Source organism: Streptomyces sp. SCSIO 30461, from assembly GCF_037023745.1.
GTDB lineage: Bacteria > Actinomycetota > Actinomycetes > Streptomycetales > Streptomycetaceae > Streptomyces.
In genome coordinates this window covers 53,432-69,858 of sequence record NZ_CP146101.1, presented here as the reverse complement: position 1 = coordinate 69,858, position 16,427 = coordinate 53,432, and the positions used below count along the sequence as shown (strand labels likewise).

Annotated in this window: 13 protein-coding genes and 1 pseudogene; 11 read left to right on the top strand and 3 right to left on the bottom strand. The window is 71.4% G+C overall.

Annotated elements, in window-relative coordinates; all coding sequences use genetic code 11:
* Positions 1 to 27 precede the first annotated feature (27 nt).
* Positions 28 to 402, top strand: coding sequence for a DUF2255 family protein (locus V1460_RS00305; protein WP_338671412.1), 375 nt, complete (start codon positions 28 to 30; stop codon positions 400 to 402).
* Here V1460_RS00305 and V1460_RS00300 read toward each other — a convergent pair.
* Positions 364 to 3,027, bottom strand: coding sequence for a LuxR family transcriptional regulator (locus V1460_RS00300; protein WP_338671411.1), 2,664 nt, complete (start codon positions 3,025 to 3,027; stop codon positions 364 to 366). The two genes, V1460_RS00305 and V1460_RS00300, sit on opposite strands and share 39 nt — an antisense overlap.
* A 386-nt stretch (positions 3,028 to 3,413) precedes the next feature.
* On the opposite strand from V1460_RS00300, the gene V1460_RS00295 reads away from it, so the two are divergent.
* The 7 genes from V1460_RS00295 to V1460_RS00265 all read left to right on the top strand — a co-directional run bounded on the left by V1460_RS00295 (position 3,414) and on the right by V1460_RS00265 (position 11,428).
* Positions 3,414 to 4,694, top strand: a complete 1,281-nt coding sequence (locus tag V1460_RS00295) for an MFS transporter (RefSeq protein ID WP_338671410.1) — start codon at positions 3,414 to 3,416, stop codon at positions 4,692 to 4,694.
* A 2-nt stretch (positions 4,695 to 4,696) separates the two neighbouring features.
* Positions 4,697 to 6,061 (top strand): carotenoid oxygenase family protein, encoded by a 1,365-nt coding sequence (locus V1460_RS00290; protein WP_338671409.1) that lies wholly within the window; start codon positions 4,697 to 4,699, stop codon positions 6,059 to 6,061.
* 130 nt (positions 6,062 to 6,191) lie between these two features.
* Positions 6,192 to 6,632 carry an SRPBCC family protein gene (locus V1460_RS00285; RefSeq protein WP_338671408.1) on the top strand — a complete coding sequence of 147 codons (441 nt, stop codon included), beginning with the start codon at positions 6,192 to 6,194 and terminating at the stop codon, positions 6,630 to 6,632.
* A gap of 105 nt (positions 6,633 to 6,737) precedes the next feature.
* Positions 6,738 to 7,994, top strand: a complete 1,257-nt coding sequence (locus V1460_RS00280) for a DUF418 domain-containing protein (RefSeq protein ID WP_338671407.1) — start codon at positions 6,738 to 6,740, stop codon at positions 7,992 to 7,994.
* A 16-nt stretch (positions 7,995 to 8,010) separates the two neighbouring features.
* Positions 8,011 to 8,736: a histidine phosphatase family protein gene (locus V1460_RS00275; protein WP_338671406.1), complete on the top strand. Its 726-nt coding sequence runs from the start codon at positions 8,011 to 8,013 to the stop codon at positions 8,734 to 8,736.
* A gap of 161 nt (positions 8,737 to 8,897) precedes the next feature.
* The gene (locus V1460_RS00270; protein WP_338671405.1) at positions 8,898 to 10,634 is read left to right on the top strand and encodes a histidine kinase; all 1,737 of its coding nucleotides are present in this window, start codon (positions 8,898 to 8,900) and stop codon (positions 10,632 to 10,634) included.
* A gap of 149 nt (positions 10,635 to 10,783) precedes the next feature.
* Positions 10,784 to 11,428 carry a response regulator transcription factor gene (locus tag V1460_RS00265; protein ID WP_338677833.1) on the top strand — a complete coding sequence of 215 codons (645 nt, stop codon included), beginning with the start codon at positions 10,784 to 10,786 and terminating at the stop codon, positions 11,426 to 11,428.
* 426 nt (positions 11,429 to 11,854) lie between these two features.
* Here V1460_RS00265 and V1460_RS00260 read toward each other — a convergent pair.
* A pseudogene (locus V1460_RS00260) lies at positions 11,855 to 12,136 on the bottom strand (FMN-dependent NADH-azoreductase); the annotation flags it as partial.
* A gap of 190 nt (positions 12,137 to 12,326) precedes the next feature.
* Between V1460_RS00260 and V1460_RS00255 the strand changes: the two are divergent.
* The 3 genes from V1460_RS00255 (at position 12,327) to V1460_RS00245 (ending at position 15,146) form a co-directional block, all read left to right on the top strand.
* Positions 12,327 to 13,772, top strand: coding sequence for a DUF2252 domain-containing protein (locus tag V1460_RS00255; RefSeq protein WP_338671404.1), 1,446 nt, complete (start codon positions 12,327 to 12,329; stop codon positions 13,770 to 13,772).
* Between the two features lie 169 nt (positions 13,773 to 13,941).
* Complete coding sequence (locus tag V1460_RS00250) at positions 13,942 to 14,757, top strand: J domain-containing protein (protein WP_407077583.1); 816 nt, start codon at positions 13,942 to 13,944, stop codon at positions 14,755 to 14,757.
* Positions 14,758 to 14,801: 44 nt separating this feature from the next.
* Positions 14,802 to 15,146 (top strand): rhodanese-like domain-containing protein, encoded by a 345-nt coding sequence (locus V1460_RS00245; RefSeq protein WP_338671402.1) that lies wholly within the window; start codon positions 14,802 to 14,804, stop codon positions 15,144 to 15,146.
* 31 nt (positions 15,147 to 15,177) lie between these two features.
* Here V1460_RS00245 and V1460_RS00240 read toward each other — a convergent pair whose 3' ends face one another.
* Complete coding sequence (locus tag V1460_RS00240; protein ID WP_338671401.1) at positions 15,178 to 16,311, bottom strand: acyl-CoA dehydrogenase family protein; 1,134 nt, start codon at positions 16,309 to 16,311, stop codon at positions 15,178 to 15,180.
* Between the last annotated feature and the right edge of the window lie 116 nt (positions 16,312 to 16,427).

Sequence of the window (16,427 nt, the reverse complement as noted above, 5' to 3'; positions counted from 1 at the left end):
TAGCGCACGCACGGCGAAGGTCGTCCCATGAACACTGCCATGGATCGCACGGAGATCGCTTTGTGGACAAGGGACGCGGAGGGCCGCTGGTCGGCCAGGAGGATCTGGGTCGTGGTGCTCGACGGGGAGGCGTACGTCCGCTCGGCGTTCGGAGGGCGAAGTGCCTGGTACAGCCAGGTCCTGGGGCGCGCGGACACGGAGGTTGAGGTGGACGGGCACCGGCTGTCCGTCACCCTTCAGCCGGTGGCAGACCCGGAGCTCGTCCAGCGCGTCTCCGATGCCTACCGGGCCAAGTACGGGCTGAGCTGGCCGGGCCCCGTGGAGTCGATGAACGGTCACGAGGCCGCGGCCACCACCATGCGGCTAACGGATGTCGGGCAGGTCCCGCAGTTGCCTGCGTGAGGTGAGCCCGAGCTTGCGGAAGATGTTGCGCAGATGCGCGTCGACCGTGCGCGGGCTCAGGAACAGCTTCGCCGCGACCTCCTTGGAGGTGGCGCCGTCGGCGACCAGGCGGGCGATGTGCACCTCCTGCATCGTCAGTTGGTCCGATGCCTTCGAGGTACGGCTGCGGGCCTGCTCGCCCGTGGCGCGCAACTCGCCGGCGGCCCGCTCGGCGAACGCCTCCATACCGAGGTCGGACAGCGACTCGTGCGCCAGCCGCAGCGCGGACCGGGCGTCCCGCCGCCTGCCCTGGCGGCGCAGCCACTCGCCGTACAGCAGATGGGCCCGGGCGCGGTAGACGGCCAGTGCGCTGTCGTCGAGCAGAGCGATCGCCTCCTGGTAGGCGGACTCGTCCCCGGTCACCAGGGCCCGCGCATAAGCCTCGACGCCGAGTCCCCAGGCCTGCCGGCCGGCTTGGGAGCGTTCCCGGAGAGATGCGAGGGCCGCGTCTGCGACTTCGGTCTCGCCGCACCGCACCGCCGCTTCGACCAACTCGGGCAGGGCGAGGCCCGCCGTGCCGACCGCGCCGTACTCGACCGCCCGCTCAGCCGCCGCCAGCGCCGCGGGGTAGTCGGCCAGGCCGTTGTTGAGGACGGCTGTCGCCCACTGCACGCTGAGGCTCATCCGGTGCTCCACCGACGCGAACAGCTCGATGGCCTCATCGCGCCGCCCGCGCATCGCCGCCAGATGCAGGCGCGGGTAGACCAGCGGCGCCGCGCCGGTGGCGTCGGCGATCGCCTCCTCTTCGGAGATCTGCTCCATCGCTGCACCGAAGTCGCCCGTGTGCGCGCTCACGGTGGCCTGCATGGCCAGGCCGATCGGCAGCGCGTGGAAGGAGCCCGACTCACGGCCGGCCGCGACGGCACGGGCGGCGATGCCGTTCAGGGCGTCGAAGTTCCACAGCTCGGTGGCCACCATGAAGCCGAGTGACGGCCGCCTCGCCCACACCTCGTCATCGGCGTCGCCCACGACCGGCCTGAGGATCTCCCCCGCGGCCTGATGCCCCTCGCCGACCAGGCTGATCAGACCGCTCAGCACCGCCGCCGCACCGGACACCGGCGCATCCGCATGCGGGGCCTTCCTGGCAGCGTCCACCACCTGGTCGAGACCGCCGAGCAGCAGGCCCATCTCGATGGCGTCCAGGTAGCACTCCCGCGACCCGGCGGGATCGGTGGCCGCCAGCCCGGCGGCGGCACGCAGCAGGTATGCCGTGGGGCCTTCGTCCCCTCGGCGTCGGACGAACGACAGCCTGCCGCGGAGCAGGTCGGCCTTGGCGGCCTGGCTCGGGTCGTCCGTGCGGACGGTGGTGAGCAGGTCGGCCGCCGTGTCGAAGTCGCCCACCGAGAGCTTGGCCTGGACCGCGGCGAGTACCCGCTCGGCGCGTTGGGCCGGGTCGACCGTGAGCGCGGCCGAACGCTCGAGGAAGGCCGCCGCCGCGGCGACACCACCGCGTTCCTGGGCGCGGGTGGCGGAGGTTTCGAGCTCGGCGGCGACCTGTTCGTCCGGGCCGGCACAGGCCTGGGCGCGGTGCCAGGCCCGCCGGTCGGGGTCGGCGACCGGATCGGTCACGGCGGCCAATGCCTCATGCGCCCTGCGCCGCTCGTCCGGGGCCGCGGCGCGGTAGGCCGCAGAGCGGGCGAGGGGGTGGCTGAACCGGATCCGGGTGCCGAATTCGACCAGCGGAACGGACTGCGCCACGGCGGCCGCGTCGATGCCCAGTAGTTCGGCGGCACGCCACAGCAGGCCGGGGTCGCCGATCGGGTCGGCGGCGGCGAGAGTCACCAGCAGCCGGGCGGCCGGCGGCAGGAGCTCCAGTCGTGACCGGAAGCTCTGCTCGACCACACCGGGTACCGAGACGGGTTGGGCGAAACCGCCCGCCATTCCGGCGAGTCCTGCCGTCCTGGGCAGCTCCACCAGCGCGAGGGGATTGCCGCGGGCTTCGGCCAGGATGCGATCGCGTACCCGCTCGTCCAGCGGGGCGCGTACCACCTCGGCCAGCAGCGCGCGGGCATCGGATTCACCGAGGCCCTGGAGCGAATGACCGGGCAGCTCGTCCAGCTCGGGCAGGAGGCTCGGCTCGCGCGCGGCGAAGACGAGGGCGATCGATTCGGCCGAGACCCGGCGGGCCAGGAAGGCCAGTGCCTTGGCCGAGGCCTGGTCCAGCCACTGGGCGTCGTCGATGACGCAGAGAACCGGGCGTTCCCGCACGGTCTCCACCAGGAGGCCCAGCGACGCGACACCGACCAGGAAGGGGTCGGGTGCTCCGGTGTCGAGGCCGAAGGCGACCTCCAGCGCCTTGCGGTGGGGCGCGGGCAGCGCGGACAGCTGTCCGGTGACGGGTGCGAGCAACTGGTGCAGCGCGGCGAAGGACAGCTCCATCTCGAACTCGGCGCCGGACGCTCGGATGACGAGGAATCCGTCCGCGACCTCGTCCAGTCGCCGCAGCAGCGCGCTCTTGCCGATGCCCGGCTCGCCGCGCAGGACGAGGGCCCCGCCCCGGCCCTCCCGCGTCGCTCGGAGCAGGGTGTCGAGCCGGCGCATCTCGTCCTGGCGGCCGATCAGCACATCCGTATTCGTCTCGGGCATGTCCGAAAACCTATGCGGTCGCGCGCCGCAGGGAAACGCCGGGATGATCACGGTCGTCGACGGCGCGGCCGTGGCTGCCCGCCCCGCGGCCACGACCGCCTGTGGAGCGCCGACGACTGCCTGAGGGGGCGGTGGCAGCTGCCCACGAAACGGTGGAAGCCGCCTGCGGAGCGCCGGCAACCACCCAGGGAACGGTGGCGCTGCCTGCCGAGCGTCGGTCACTGCCTGCGGTCGACGCCCTCCGCTTGACGAGCGACCGCTGCCGCCTGCGGTGCAGGACCGCCGCGACCTGCGCATCGACCGCTCGCCTACAGGTCAGCGGCCGTGAGCCGTATAGGTGATGACTACCGACGCGAGCGGCGAACGCCCGCTGCGAGTGTCTAGCCATGACCCGCACCGCAACGCAACGGCCCACAACCGGCTGGATACCGCTGGTGGTCCTGGCCACGGCCCAGTTCCTGGTCGTGCTGAGCACCTCGATCGTGAACGTCGCCCTGCCCCAGATCCGGACAGGACTCGAACTGTCGGACACGGGCCAGGCATGGACGGTCAACGCCTACGTACTGGTCTTCGGCGCACTGCTGCTGCCCGGTGGGCGGGCGGGCGACGTGTACGGCCTTCGCCGCGTGTTCCTGCTCGGCGTCGGCCTGTTCGCCCTCTCCGCACTCGGCGCCGCACTGGCACCCACGGCGAGTGTGCTGATCGTCAGCCGGGCGGCGATGGGAATGGGCGCCGCGATGCTTGCGCCCACGGCGCTCGCCCTTGTGCTGACGCTCTATTCCGGCAAGGAGCGGCGTGGCACCGCGCTCGGGGTGTGGGGCGCGGTCTCGGGGGCCGGGGGCGCGGCGGGTGTGCTGCTGAGCGGGCTGCTCACCAGTCTGTTCGGCTGGCGTGCGGTGTTCTTCGTGATGGTGCCTCTCGCTCTGGCCGTCCTGGTGGCCACCCGGCTGCTGGTCGAGGCCGACCGGCCGCGCGGCGGAACCCTGGACGCGGCGGGGGCGGTGACGGTGACGGCAGGGCTGGTGGCGCTCACCTACGGCTTGTCGGGCCCTTGGCCGCTCGCCGTGATCGGCCTGGCGCTGCTCGGCGTGTTCGCGGTGCTCCAGCGCCGTGCCGCCGCCCCGCTGCTGCCGGCGCGTATGAGGGTGGTGGCGGTGCCCAACGTCCTGATGGCACTGCTGGGCGCGGTCTGGCTCGGCCTCTTCTACTTCCTGCCGCTCTACCAGCAGCGGGCCCTCGGCTACTCCCCGCTGGAGGCCGGGCTGACCCAGCTGCCGCTCGCCCTCATGATCACCCTTTCGTCGTGGGTCACCGGCAAGGTCTCCAGCCGCCATGTGCTCCCGGTCGGCCTGCTGGTCCTCGCGACCGGACTGGCCTGGCTGTCCCGGACCCCGGCGGACGGAAGCTTCCCGATCGACCTGCTCGGCCCGACGCTCCTCATCGGCACCGGGCTGGGGGCGGCCTTCGTCCGGCTCACCGCGATGGCCTCATCGGGCGTCCAGCCCGCCGACAACGGCCTGGCCGGCGGGCTGGTCAACGCCACCCGGCAGATCGGCGGAGCCATCGGCCTCTCCTTCCTGGCCCTGCTTCCCACCTTTGGCGCGGCCTTCCTGGCCTGCGCCGTCCTGACCCTCCTCATCTCGGCTCTCTCGACCCGAAAGGCCTGAACATGTCTCTCGACAAGCCCTACATCAGCGGTCACTTCACCCCCGTCACCGACGAGATCACCGGCCACGAGTTGAAGGTGCGCGGCACCCTCCCGCCCGAGCTGAACGGCCGCTACTTCCGCAACGGCCACAACCCGAAGCCGGGTGTCACGCCCACCCACTGGTTCCGCGGCGAGGGAATGCTCCACGGAGTCCGCCTCCAGAACGGCCGGGCCGAGTGGTACCGCAACCGTTGGGTGCGTACGCCCTTCCTGGACGGGGTGCCGTTCACCGGAACCGAGCTCGAAGTCAGCGCCGCCGCCACCAACATCATCTTCCACGGGGGCCGCTATCTGGCCCTCCAGGAGGCCAACCTGCCCTGGGAGGTCAGCGCCGACCTCGACACGATCGGCGTCCACGACTTCGGCGGCAAGCTCACCAGCTCGATGACCGCCCACCCGAAGGAGGACCCGGAGACCGGCGAGCTGCACTTCTTCAGCTACAGCCCCTTCCCGCCGTACCTGACCTACTACGTGGCCGACGCCTCCGGCGCCATCGCCAGGTCGGAGGTCGTGGACGGCTCCGGTCCCTCGCTCATGCACGACTTCGCCATCACCCGCGAGCACGTCGTCTTCATCAACTCCCCGGTGGTCTTCGACCATGCCGAGCAATCCGGAATCCCCTACCGCTGGCACGACGACGTCCCGCTGCGTATCGGTGTGATGCCGCGTGCCGGAGGCAAGACCACCTGGTTCGATGCGCCCGGCCAGGCCGCGCTGCTGCATGTGGCCAACGCCTACACCGACGCGCGGGGCCGGATCGTCCTCGAAGCACCGCGCTTCGACCGTTCCGCCTGGGAGAACTCGTGGAAGTGGTGGGTGGGTGCCCCCGGTTACGGCACCAGCCCCGACGCCGGCTCGACCTTCTACCGCTGGGTCATCGACCCGGCCAGGGGCAGGGTCACCACCGAGTCGCTCAACGACCTGGTGACCGAGTTCCCGTCGATCAACGAGGCCCACACCGGTGCGGACTACCGCTACAGCTACGCCATCGCCTTCCCCGGCGCGGGCCTGTCGGGCTACCACACCGTCAAGCTGGACTCGCGGAGCGGGCAGCAGCAGCTGTTCGCCCACGGCGAGGGCCGGATGCCGGGCGAGGCTGTCTTCGTGCCCGCCGACGGCGGCTCCGCTGAGGACGACGGTTACCTGCTCACCATCGTCAGCGACCTCAAGGCCGATGCGTCGGAGCTGCTCGTCCTGGACGCGGGCGACCTGAGCACCGTGGCCGCGGTCGAGCTCCCCCGCAGGGTTCCCGCCGGCATCCACGGCGACTGGATCCCCGACACCGAGCCGTCCGACCGAGCCGGATTCGCCGTCCGGCCCGCCTGAACCTGCCCGGCCCGTCTGACCTCCCGTTCCGCCTGATCGACCTGACTGCCCGAATCCCTCCCCAGCCGCCCGGGCCGCCCTTGACTCCCCCCTCAGCGGCGGTCCGGGCCCCCGACATCGAGGAATCGTCATGACCTACCCCACGACCATCGACGAGAGCGCGCCCATCGTCGCCGAGCACTCCATCCGGATCGCCGCTCCGCTGGAGCGCGTCTGGCGGCTGCACACCGACGTCGGGTCCTGGCCCGAGTGGCTGCACGCCGTCAAAGAGGCGCGGCTTGACGGCCCCATCGCCCCCGGCACCACCTTCCACTGGGTGACCGCGGGCCTGTCCATCGACTCCACCATCTACGAGGTCGACGCATCGCACCGCATCCTCTGGGGCGGTCCCGCGCACGGCATCACCGGCGTGCACGAGTGGACCTTCAGCGATGACGGCGAGTGCGTCGTGGTCCGCACCAGGGAATCCTGGGCCGGCGCGCCTGTCGACGCCGATCGGGACAAGCTCGCCGCCCTGCTGGACGACTCGCTCGGCACCTGGCTCGCCGCCCTGAAGAAGGCGGCGGAGTAAGTGGCCCGGCCGCTGACCGGCGGGGCCCGGGCAGCCGGATGGCGGGGGTGGTCCGGACAGTCGCCGGATGGCCGTACGCGGTGCCGGGCGAGGACCGTGAGGCCTATGGCACGGCGGGAAGCGGATGCCGTATCGCGCCCGGACGCGCACCCGGAAGGGTCCGGGACCGCGACGGTGCGTGCCGCCTCCGGCGGGGTTTCCGCCACGGGGCGGCTGATCGGCCTCGATGTGGCCCGCGGACTCGCGGTCCTCGGTATGTTCACCGCACACCTGAGCCCCGATCCGGCGATGGACGGTGTGCAGGGCTGGGTGTTCGAGCTGGCCCGCGGCCGTCCCGCCACGCTGTTCGCGGTGCTGGCCGGATTCACCCTGGTCATCCTCACCGGACGTCCGGAGCCGAGGACCGGGCGGGCCGGGCGGCAGGCGATGGCGCGGGTGCTGATCAGGTCCGCGGTGCTGATCGTGCTGGGGTACGCCCTGACCGCCCTGGACACCCCGATCGATGTCATCCTCGCCGCCTACGGGATGCTCTTCGTCCTCGCCCTGCCGCTGTACCGCCTCTCGGCGCGTGCGTTGGCCGCCGTCGCCGTGGTGACCGCGCTCGTCATGCCGCCGATCCGGTATCTGCTGGCGGTTGCGATCGACGGCGGAGAGTGGTCGGACGCGGTGATCGCCCTCGACCCGCTGGCCAGGATCACCGACTCCGAAGGGTTCATCGAGCTCTTCGTCACCGGCGAGTACCCCGTACTGACCTGGATCCCGTTCATCCTCACGGGCATGGCCGTGGCGAAGCTCGACCTCACCCGGCGGGTGCTCACCAGGATCGCCACCGCCGGATGCGCGCTGATCGTGCTCGGCTACGGCGGCTCCTGGCTTGCCCTGCACCTGGTGCCGGGCGCGCTGCCCGCGGTGGCTGCCGCAACGGACGGCGGCTCGGCCGGGTCCGCCTGGTGGTCCGACACCGTCGGCGATCCCGAGACCTTCACCCCTTACTGGCTGCTGGTGGCCGCGCCTCACAGCCAGACGACCTGGTCCATTCTGGGCAGCACCGGCTTCGCCCTCGTGGTGATGGCGCTCTGCTTCATCGCCGTGGACCGGTCCGCCTCCTTCCGGTGGCTGTCCGCCCCCGTCGCGGCGGTCGGCTCCATCGCACTGACCGCGTATACCGCCCATATCATCGCCATCTGGGCGCTGGGCATCGACGACCTCGACGTACTCTCGTACTCCGCCTGCCTGGTGCTTCTGCTCAGCTTCAGCGCGGTGGCCATGCTGTTCGCCATGTTCTGGACACGCCGGTTCCGGCGTGGGCCGCTGGAGTACCTGGTGTACGCCGCGACCACACCGGCCCTGCTGGTCGCATGACCGAGGAGGCAGTTCCGTGACGATACGTCTGACGCTGTACGCCACCGCCGGCATGGCCACCAGGGACACCGTCCTCGGTGACGGGCCCCTGAGCGGCACCCTCAGCGCAACCGGCCTCGCGGGAGTGGCGCCTCAGCATCACGACGCGGTCGTACGCGCCCCGTCGGCGCGCTGCGCGCAGGCCGCCGCCGCCCTCGGTCTCGCATCGGACGCGGTGATCGAACCGGTCCTGCGCGACATCGACTACGGCACCTGGAGCGGCCGTACCGTCGGCGATGTCGCCGCGACCGATCCGCACCGGCTCAGCGCATGGCTCAAGGACCCGGATGCCACGCCTCCCGGGGGTGAGTCCGTGCGGCAGTTGTGCCGGCGGACGCGTGCGTGGCTGCGAAGGTTGGAGGGGTCCGACGGGCCGGACGGGCTGGGCGGGCTACGAGGGCCGGACCGGTTGTCAGGGCAGCGCGGGCGGGTGCGTGAGCGCCGACGCGGCGGTTCGTGCGGCTCCGCCGACGCCCACACCCTGGTCATTGCCGAACCGGCGGTCGTCCGCGCTCTGCTCGTCGATGCCATGTGCGTACCGGTGACCGCCTTCTGGCACCTGGACGTGCCGGTGCTGTCCGCGGTGTCGCTCCTGTCGCCTTCGCCCGAGCGCGGCGGCGTCTGGGACGTCGAGTCCAAGGGCGCGCCCGTCGTGCGGAGCCGCCGGCCCGCCGACACTTCGGACGACCGGGTCGGGATCTGATCCGGGCGGTCTGCGGCCGAGGCCTCGACCGCAGACGCCGACTTGCGACCAAGGTCGAACGGGGCAGCGACGAAAGTGGGCCGCGAGGCGCGGAAGCCCACGGCTAGGGTTTCGGCGTGGACGCGTCATCGAACTCCTGGGCGGCCCGGATACCTTCCCGGGTGAGCTCCCCGATAGCTGTGGGCTGGCGCTGGTTCGCCCAGCCAGGGCAGTGGTCCCGGCGCAGGATCGCGGGCGAGGTCGTGCTCGCGCTCATCCTGGGGCTGCTGGTGGTGGGCCTCGGCGATCTGGTCGGGGAATCCGCCCCGGAGCTCTACGGCGGAGCGTGCGCGGCGGTCGTCCTCTCGGTGCTGCGGCGCCGACTTCCGGTGAGCGTGCTGGTGCTCACCTCCGGTCTGTCCACCGTCATCGACGGTTTCGTGCCGATGATGATGATGGTCGTCGGCTGGTCGGCGGGCCGGCGGATCCCGGGGGCGGGTCGGGCGCTCGCCGCGTTCACCGGCGCCTATCTGCTCGGTTTGGGCGGGACACTGCTCGACGGTGGCTGGTCGAGGAACCATCTGCCGACCTTGGTGCTGCTCACCACCCTGCTCTTCCTCGCGACGACGGTCGTACCCGGCCTGGCCAGCCGTTACTGGTTCCAGCGCAGGACCCTGCTGCAGACACTCCAGGACCGCAACCTCCAACTGCTGCGCGAGCGCGAGATGGTGGCCTGGCAGGCACGGCTGAGGGAGCGCCAGCGGATCGCCCAGGACATGCACGACAGCCTCGGGCACCAGCTGGCACTCATAGCCGTGCACACCGGAGCGCTCGAGGTCGATCGTGAGCTCACCGACCGGCAGCGGGAGGCAGTCGGGGTGCTGCGGGAGGCATCAGTGACCGCCATGCACGAACTGCGTGAGGTGGTGGGCATCCTCCGGGACGGGGTGGAGGCGTCGGCGCCCGTGGCTGATGAGTCAGGGCGTGTCGCGCGCGGGACGGCCGGTATCGCGGAGCTCGTCGAATCGGCCAGGGCCGCCGGCCCGGGCTCCGCGGCCGGTGCCGGGTACGCGGTCGAGCTGCGGCGGCTCGGCGATGTCAGACCGCTTGCGGCGGCGGCGGACCACGCCGCGTACCGGATCGTCCAGGAGGCGCTGACCAATGCCTTCAAGCACGCTCCGGGCGCGCCGATCGCAGTGGAACTGCGCTATGAGCCCGACTCGTTCGTGGTGGAGATCGTCAACGCTGCTGCGGCGGACACCGCGCAGGTGGTGGGAGAGGTCGTCAGCGGCGGTCAGGGGTTGACCGGGCTGCATGAACGGGCCCGGCTGGTGGGCGGAATGGTGCACGCCGGACCGCTCGACGACGGCGGTTTCCGGGTGGCTGGTGTGCTGCCGTACGGGGTGGTGGAAGCCGCGCCGATCGTCGGTGCCATGGACGACTTTCGGGGGCAGCGTCCGGCGGTCCCGCCCAGGAACGGTGTGCCGGTCACGGACTGGACCGTTTCGGAGAGGGAGTTGGCGATGGGTGGCAGGATCGGGGGCGGCCGTAGCCGGACGGGCGGGGTGGCGCTGGGGTGCGGGATCGCCGTGGCGGCCGTCGCGCTGCTGGTGGTGGCGAGCCTCTTCGGGGTCTTCTTCCTGATGGGGTCGCTTGACAAGGGCATGATCACCCCCGATGAGTACGACGCGGTCGAGGTGGGGATGCCCGAGGCGGACGTACGCGGCCAACTGCCGGACGGCGACACGTTCGCGACGGTGGGACTCCAGGGCACCGGACCCAAGCGTCCGGCTGGTTCGTCCTGCTTTGTCCTTATGTCGTCGGAGACGGGAGAGAGCATGGAGTCGGAACCGGTTTTCCGGTTCTGCTTCAAGGACGGCAAGCTGGTGGAGAAGCGGGCGTACGAAGCCAAGCGCTAGGGTCTTCGGTCTGGATCAGACCGGATCGGCGCGCGGTGCCAGGGCACGCGAGCCCGACGAGGTCCGGACGGAGAACTCCGGTCGGCGTGGTGCCGACGTGAGTGGTGGGGGGAGACGCTGTGACCCGGTCCCGGAGCCGAGGGGCGCCGATCAGAGTGGCGGTCGTCGATGACGAGCCGCTGATCCGCGCCGGGATCCGGATGATTCTCACCTCGGATCCGGACATCGAGGTGGTGGGCGAGGGAGCCAACGGCCGTGAGGCCGTGGAGCTGACCCGGACGCACGACGCGGACGTGGTGCTTCTCGACATCCAGATGCCGGTGATGGACGGCCTGACCGCGCTTTCCGAGCTGCGCAGAGTCGCACCGAAGGTCAGGGTCATCGTGCTGACGACCTTCGGCGAGCGTGAGAACGTGCTGCGGGCGCTGGAGCAGGGTGGTGCCGGGTTCCTGCTGAAGGACACCGCCCCCGCGGAGCTGATCCGGGCCGTGCGCGCGGCTGTCGCGGGGGACGCCTATCTCTCCCCCGCCGCGACGCGGCATGTGGTGGACCAGCTTGCCACCGGGCGGGCCGCGGCCCGGGGCGAGCAGGCCAGGGCGCGGGTGGCGGGGCTGAGCGCTCGCGAGCGGGACGTGCTCGCGTTGCTCGGGGAAGGGCTCTCCAACGCGGACGCGGGGCGCAGGCTGCATATGAGCGAGGCGACCGTGAAGACGTATGTGAGCCGGATTCTGGCGAAGTTGGAGTGCGAGAACCGGGTGCAGGCGGCTCTCCTGGCGCGGGACGCCGGTCTTTAGCACGCCGTCCCTGGGGGACGTCCGCCTCTGGGACGTCCGCCTCTGGGGACGCGGGTCTTCAGGACGTCGGCCTTCGGGAAGGCAAGTCTTCAGGACGTCGGCTTTCACGACGCCGGCCTTCAGGACCGTGTACGGCGCACAGCGCTGTCCTTCCGGGGAGGTTCGGCCGCCGGCGCCCCGCGCGGGGCTCGGAACCTCGCGGCAGGGCTCGTCGCGAGGTGGTGGGGTGAGCTGGCGTGGGGCCGCCGGCTAGGGCGTGTTGCGAAAGTCCCTCCTGACCCGCGGCGTCTGGCACGCACGCTCGCTGCGTTGTCGGAGTCATCCACGTACGTCCAGTACGAGGATGATCCTCCGCCTTGCGATCGCACGCACCAGACGCCGCAGGCCCCGCCCTGCGGGCGGACGGAGCTACTTTCGCAACACGCCCTAGGCGGCGAGGCGCTGGGCGAGGTCCTTCGCCCGCTCGGTGGCCTGCTCGAACGCCTTGGCCCGGGAGGCTTCGGCCATCGGTACGAACCGGGCCATCTCCGGCTTCACCGGCGCCGGCGTCATCTCCGGGACGATGAAGTCGACCGTCGCGCCGAGCATGCCGGTGAACACCTTCTCCAGGTAGTTCTGGACGAACTCGAAGTCCTGGCGCGGGGTGCCGGGCGCGTATGAGCCGTCCCGGCTGGCGACCACGGTGACCTGGGTGCCCGCGATCGGGCCGTCGGGAAGTGCCGCGTTGTCCACAGGGGGAGACGGCCGTCTGACGTGCGAGTACCTTCTAGGGCGTGTTGCGAAAGTGCTCCGTCCGCCCGCAGGGCGGGTCAGGAGGGACTTTCGCAACACGCCCTAGGTCATCGACGCCGATTCGGTGCGGTCGGCGGAAGAGCACGACGGGGGAGGCGGTCCCGCCATGGGCGAGGTCGAGACGGTGGTGCCGGTGCAGCGGCGGGTCCCCGGTGTCGGGGGAGTCCGGATTCCTGAGGTGTCCGGCTTCGCACGGCCCGGAGGCAGTGGGCGGGAAGCCGCCAAGGAAGCGGGCAAGGCGCTGCGGGCCAAGGTCCCGCGCTCTTCGCATGACAGTCTGACGATCACCGCCCGGCGGCCGGACGCGGTGCGAGCCGTCGAGGAGTCCAGCCGCGGCCGGGTGCCCGAGCTCACCCCGATCAGGGTGGGGCGGATGGCGGCGACGCCCTTCGCTTTTCTGCGTGGCGCGGCGGGACTGATGGCCCATGATCTGGCGGCGACTCCGGTCACCGGTATCGCGGCCCAGATCTGCGGTGATGCCCATGCGGCCAACTTCGGTCTCTACGGCGACGCGCGGGGACGCCTGGTCATCGATCTGAACGACTTCGACGAGACCGTCAGGGGCCCCTGGGAGTGGGATCTCAAACGGCTTGCTGCTTCGATCGTGCTGGCCGGACGAGTGGCGGGTGCCGATGAGGACACCTGCCGCAAGGCCGCGTTCGACGCCGCCGGGGCGTACCGGAGGACCATGCGCCTGCTCGCCAAGCTGCCCGTGCTGGACGCGTGGAACGCGATCGCGGACGAGGAGCTGGTCTCGCACACGGACGCCCGTGATCTCGTGGGCACCCTGGAGCGGGTCTCGGAGCGGGCCAGGAGCAACACCAGCGCGCGGTTCGCCGCGAAGGCGACGACGACGGGCCCGGATGGCGCCCGCCACTTCGTCGACGCCCCGCCGGTGCTGCGCCGGGTCCCGGACGAGGAGGCGAGCGCCGTTGCGGCATCGCTCGGGGAGTATCTGCGCACGCTCTCGGAGGACCGGCCGCCGCTGCTCGCCCGGTACGCGATACACGATGTGGCCTTCCGGGTCGTGGGCACCGGCAGCGTGGGCACGCGGTCCTATGTGGTGCTGCTGGTCGACCACCGGGGCGAGCCGCTGGTGCTCCAGGTCAAGGAGGCCCGTGCCTCGGCGCTGCTGCCGCATCTGGAGGCCGCGGGCTTCGAGCCGCCCGAGCAGCTCCATGAGGGGAAGCGGGTGGTGCAGGGCCAGAAGCGTATGCAGGTGGTCAGCGACATCCTGCTGGGCTGGACGACGGTCGACGGCCGGCCCTTCCAGGTGAGGCAGTTCCGGAACCGCAAGGGCAGCGTGGACCCGGCCGCCCTCGCACCCGACCAGGTGGACGACTACGCGCGGATGACGGGCGCGCTGCTGGCCAGGGCGCATGCCCACAGCGCCGATCCGCGGCTGCTCGCCGGGTACTGCGGCAAGAACGAGGAGCTGGACGAGGCGGTGGCCGCGTTCGCCGTGCGGTATGCCGACCGTACGGAGGCGGACCACGCGGATCTGGTGGCCGCGGTGCGCGGCGGGCGGATCGCGGCGGAACTGGGCGTGTGACCGTTCGCACGCCGGACCGGGCCTGCGGGGCGAGGGTCTGCCATACGCTGGGCGGGTGACCGAGGACCCGCCCGGGGTGCCGACCATCCTGGCCGACGACGAGCAAGGCGACCATCGCGTGGACGAGCAGAGCAGCGTGGATGAGCACGGCGCCGATGGCGCGCGGACCGTGTCCGACGGCCCGTCGGCCGACGGCGCCACCGACGGCGAGCGGCCCGAGGCGCGGCTGGCGCGTGCGGTGAGTGCCGCGGAGCAGGCGCTGATCGAGTTCGAGATCGCGGTGGAGACCTTCCGGGTCGAGGTGGAGAACTTCTCCCGGCTGCACCACCAGAAGCTCGGGCCGATGTACGCGCGGCTCGATGAGCTGGACGCCCAGATCGCGGAGGCCCAAGCTGCCCGTACCGGAGATCCGGAGGATCTGCGCCGGGCACGGGAGGCCAGGGCCATGGTGCTGCCGATGCCCGGAGTGGACGAGCTCTTCCACGACTGGATCGGCTCGGACGGCCTCTCGCCGGAGGCCGCCGCGATGCTGACCGACCACCAGTCGGTGCAGCCGCCGAAGCGGGTGCGGCCCAGTGACGAGGCACGCAGGCTGTACCGGGATCTCGCCCGCAAGGCGCATCCGGATCTGGCCCAGGACGAGAAGGAGCGGGCACGCAGGGAGGCGTTCATCACCCGGGTGAACGCAGCCTACGGCCGCGGGGACGAGGCCGAGCTGGGCGAACTGCTCCGGGAGTGGGAGTCCGGCCCGGCGCCGGAGGCTTCACCGCTCACCGAGAGCGAGGCGCTCTACGCACGCCTGGAATGGCTGTCGCAGCGCAAGGAACTGCTGACGTTGATCGCCAGGGAGCTTGAGGACAGTGCGATCGGTGCGATGCTGAGAATGGCTCCGGATGACCCGGACCGGCTGCTTGACGAGATCGCGGAACAGCTGCTGTCGCAGGTCGCACAGCGGGAGGCCGAGCTGACCGGCCTGGTGCAGTAGGTTTCCAGGAACGTTCACGAAATGACGAGAGAAGGCCCGCAGCCATGAACTTCGCCCCGCTGCCGTCGATCGAGGTCGCGTCCGTGCCGGCCGACTGTCTGGTGCTCGATGTCCGCGAAGGCGACGAGTGGGCGGCAGGCCATGTCGACGGTGCTCTGCACATCCCCATGAGCGACTTCGTGGCCCGCTTCGGCGAGGTCACCGAGGCTGTCGCCGATGGCCGCCGCGCCCATGTGATGTGCCGGGTGGGAGGCCGCTCGGCTCAGGTCACCCAGTACCTGGTGCAGCAGGGCATCGACGCTGTGAACATCGACGGCGGCATGCTCGCCTGGGAGTCGGCCGGCCGTCCGATGGTCACCGAGGACGGCCGCCCGGCGTTCGTGCTGTAGCCGCGGAGCCGCCCTCTGGCCCCCTGCACGGTCAGCCGAGCGGGTGGGCGGCCAGCAGATCGCCCAGGGCTTCCTCATGGGCCGCGGCCGGACCGAGGGAGAGTTCGATCTGCTTGGCCCAGGCGTGGTAGCGGTGGAGCGGGTAGTCGGTGTCGGCGCCGAAGCCGCCGTGCAGGTGCTGCGCGGTCTGGACGACGCGGCGAACGCCCTCGGATGCCCAGATCTTCGCCACCGCGATATCACCGGAAGCGGGCAGCGGCCCGCTCGCTTCGGTGCCGATCCGCCAAGCCGCCTGCCAGAGTGTCGCCTCCATCGCCCGTAAGTCGATGTACCGGTCGGCGGCCTGCACGGCCACGGCCTGGAAGGTCGCGACGGGGAATCCGAACTGCTCACGCTTGCCGGTGTACTCGCTGGTCATCGACAGCACTCGCTCACCCAGCCCCAGGGCCAGAGCACAGGTCCCGGTCGCGAGCAGCCCGCGCAGCCATTCCCAGGCGCCGTCCGCCACGATCAGGGCGTCGGCGCCGATCCGCACCCGGTCGAGAGCGACCTCGGCGAAGAGCTCCCCGCTGGTGGAGAACTGCGCGGCGAGTGACAGGCCTTGCTGCCCGCGGCGCACCAGCGCGAGTACCGCTCTCCCGTCGTCGGTGTGCGCCGGTATCGCCATCAGGTCGGCGCACTGTGCCCAGGGCACCCCGGTCTGTACTCCGTCCAGAATCCAGGAGCGGTCCTCCTCCGCGGCCCGGACTCCGAGCTCGGCGGGATCGTGACCGGTGCGCCCGTTGGCACCCACCGTCAGGACCAGCTCTCCGCGGCCGACCCGCGGCAGCAACTCGGCGCTCAGTGCCGGCCCTCCGAAACGCTCCACGGCCATGGCGACCGCGCAGGTCTCCAGCAGCGGCACCCGCGCCAGCACCTTCGCCGACTCGCGCAGCACCAGGCAGAGCGCGAGAGGGTCGAGGCCCGCTCCGCCGTACCGCGGATCGAGCACCAGACCCAGCAGATCAGACCCCGCCAGTCCGGCCCACAGTGCCCGGTCGAACTCCTCCGCCACCGCGCCGGGTGCGAGAGCCGGACTCGGCACCGAGTCAGGGGCCACTCCTGAGAAGACAGCCCTGGCTGCCTCGACAGCCGCCTGCTGCTCCTCGCTGAAGGTGAAGTCCACTGTCCCGTCCCTTCGCGCATCGGACCGCCGACATCCGTCCGATCCACCAGATCTGACGGACCGTCAAGATAAAGCAGGGCGACGCGGAAGGGAATGGCGCGGATGGCGCGGCAGAC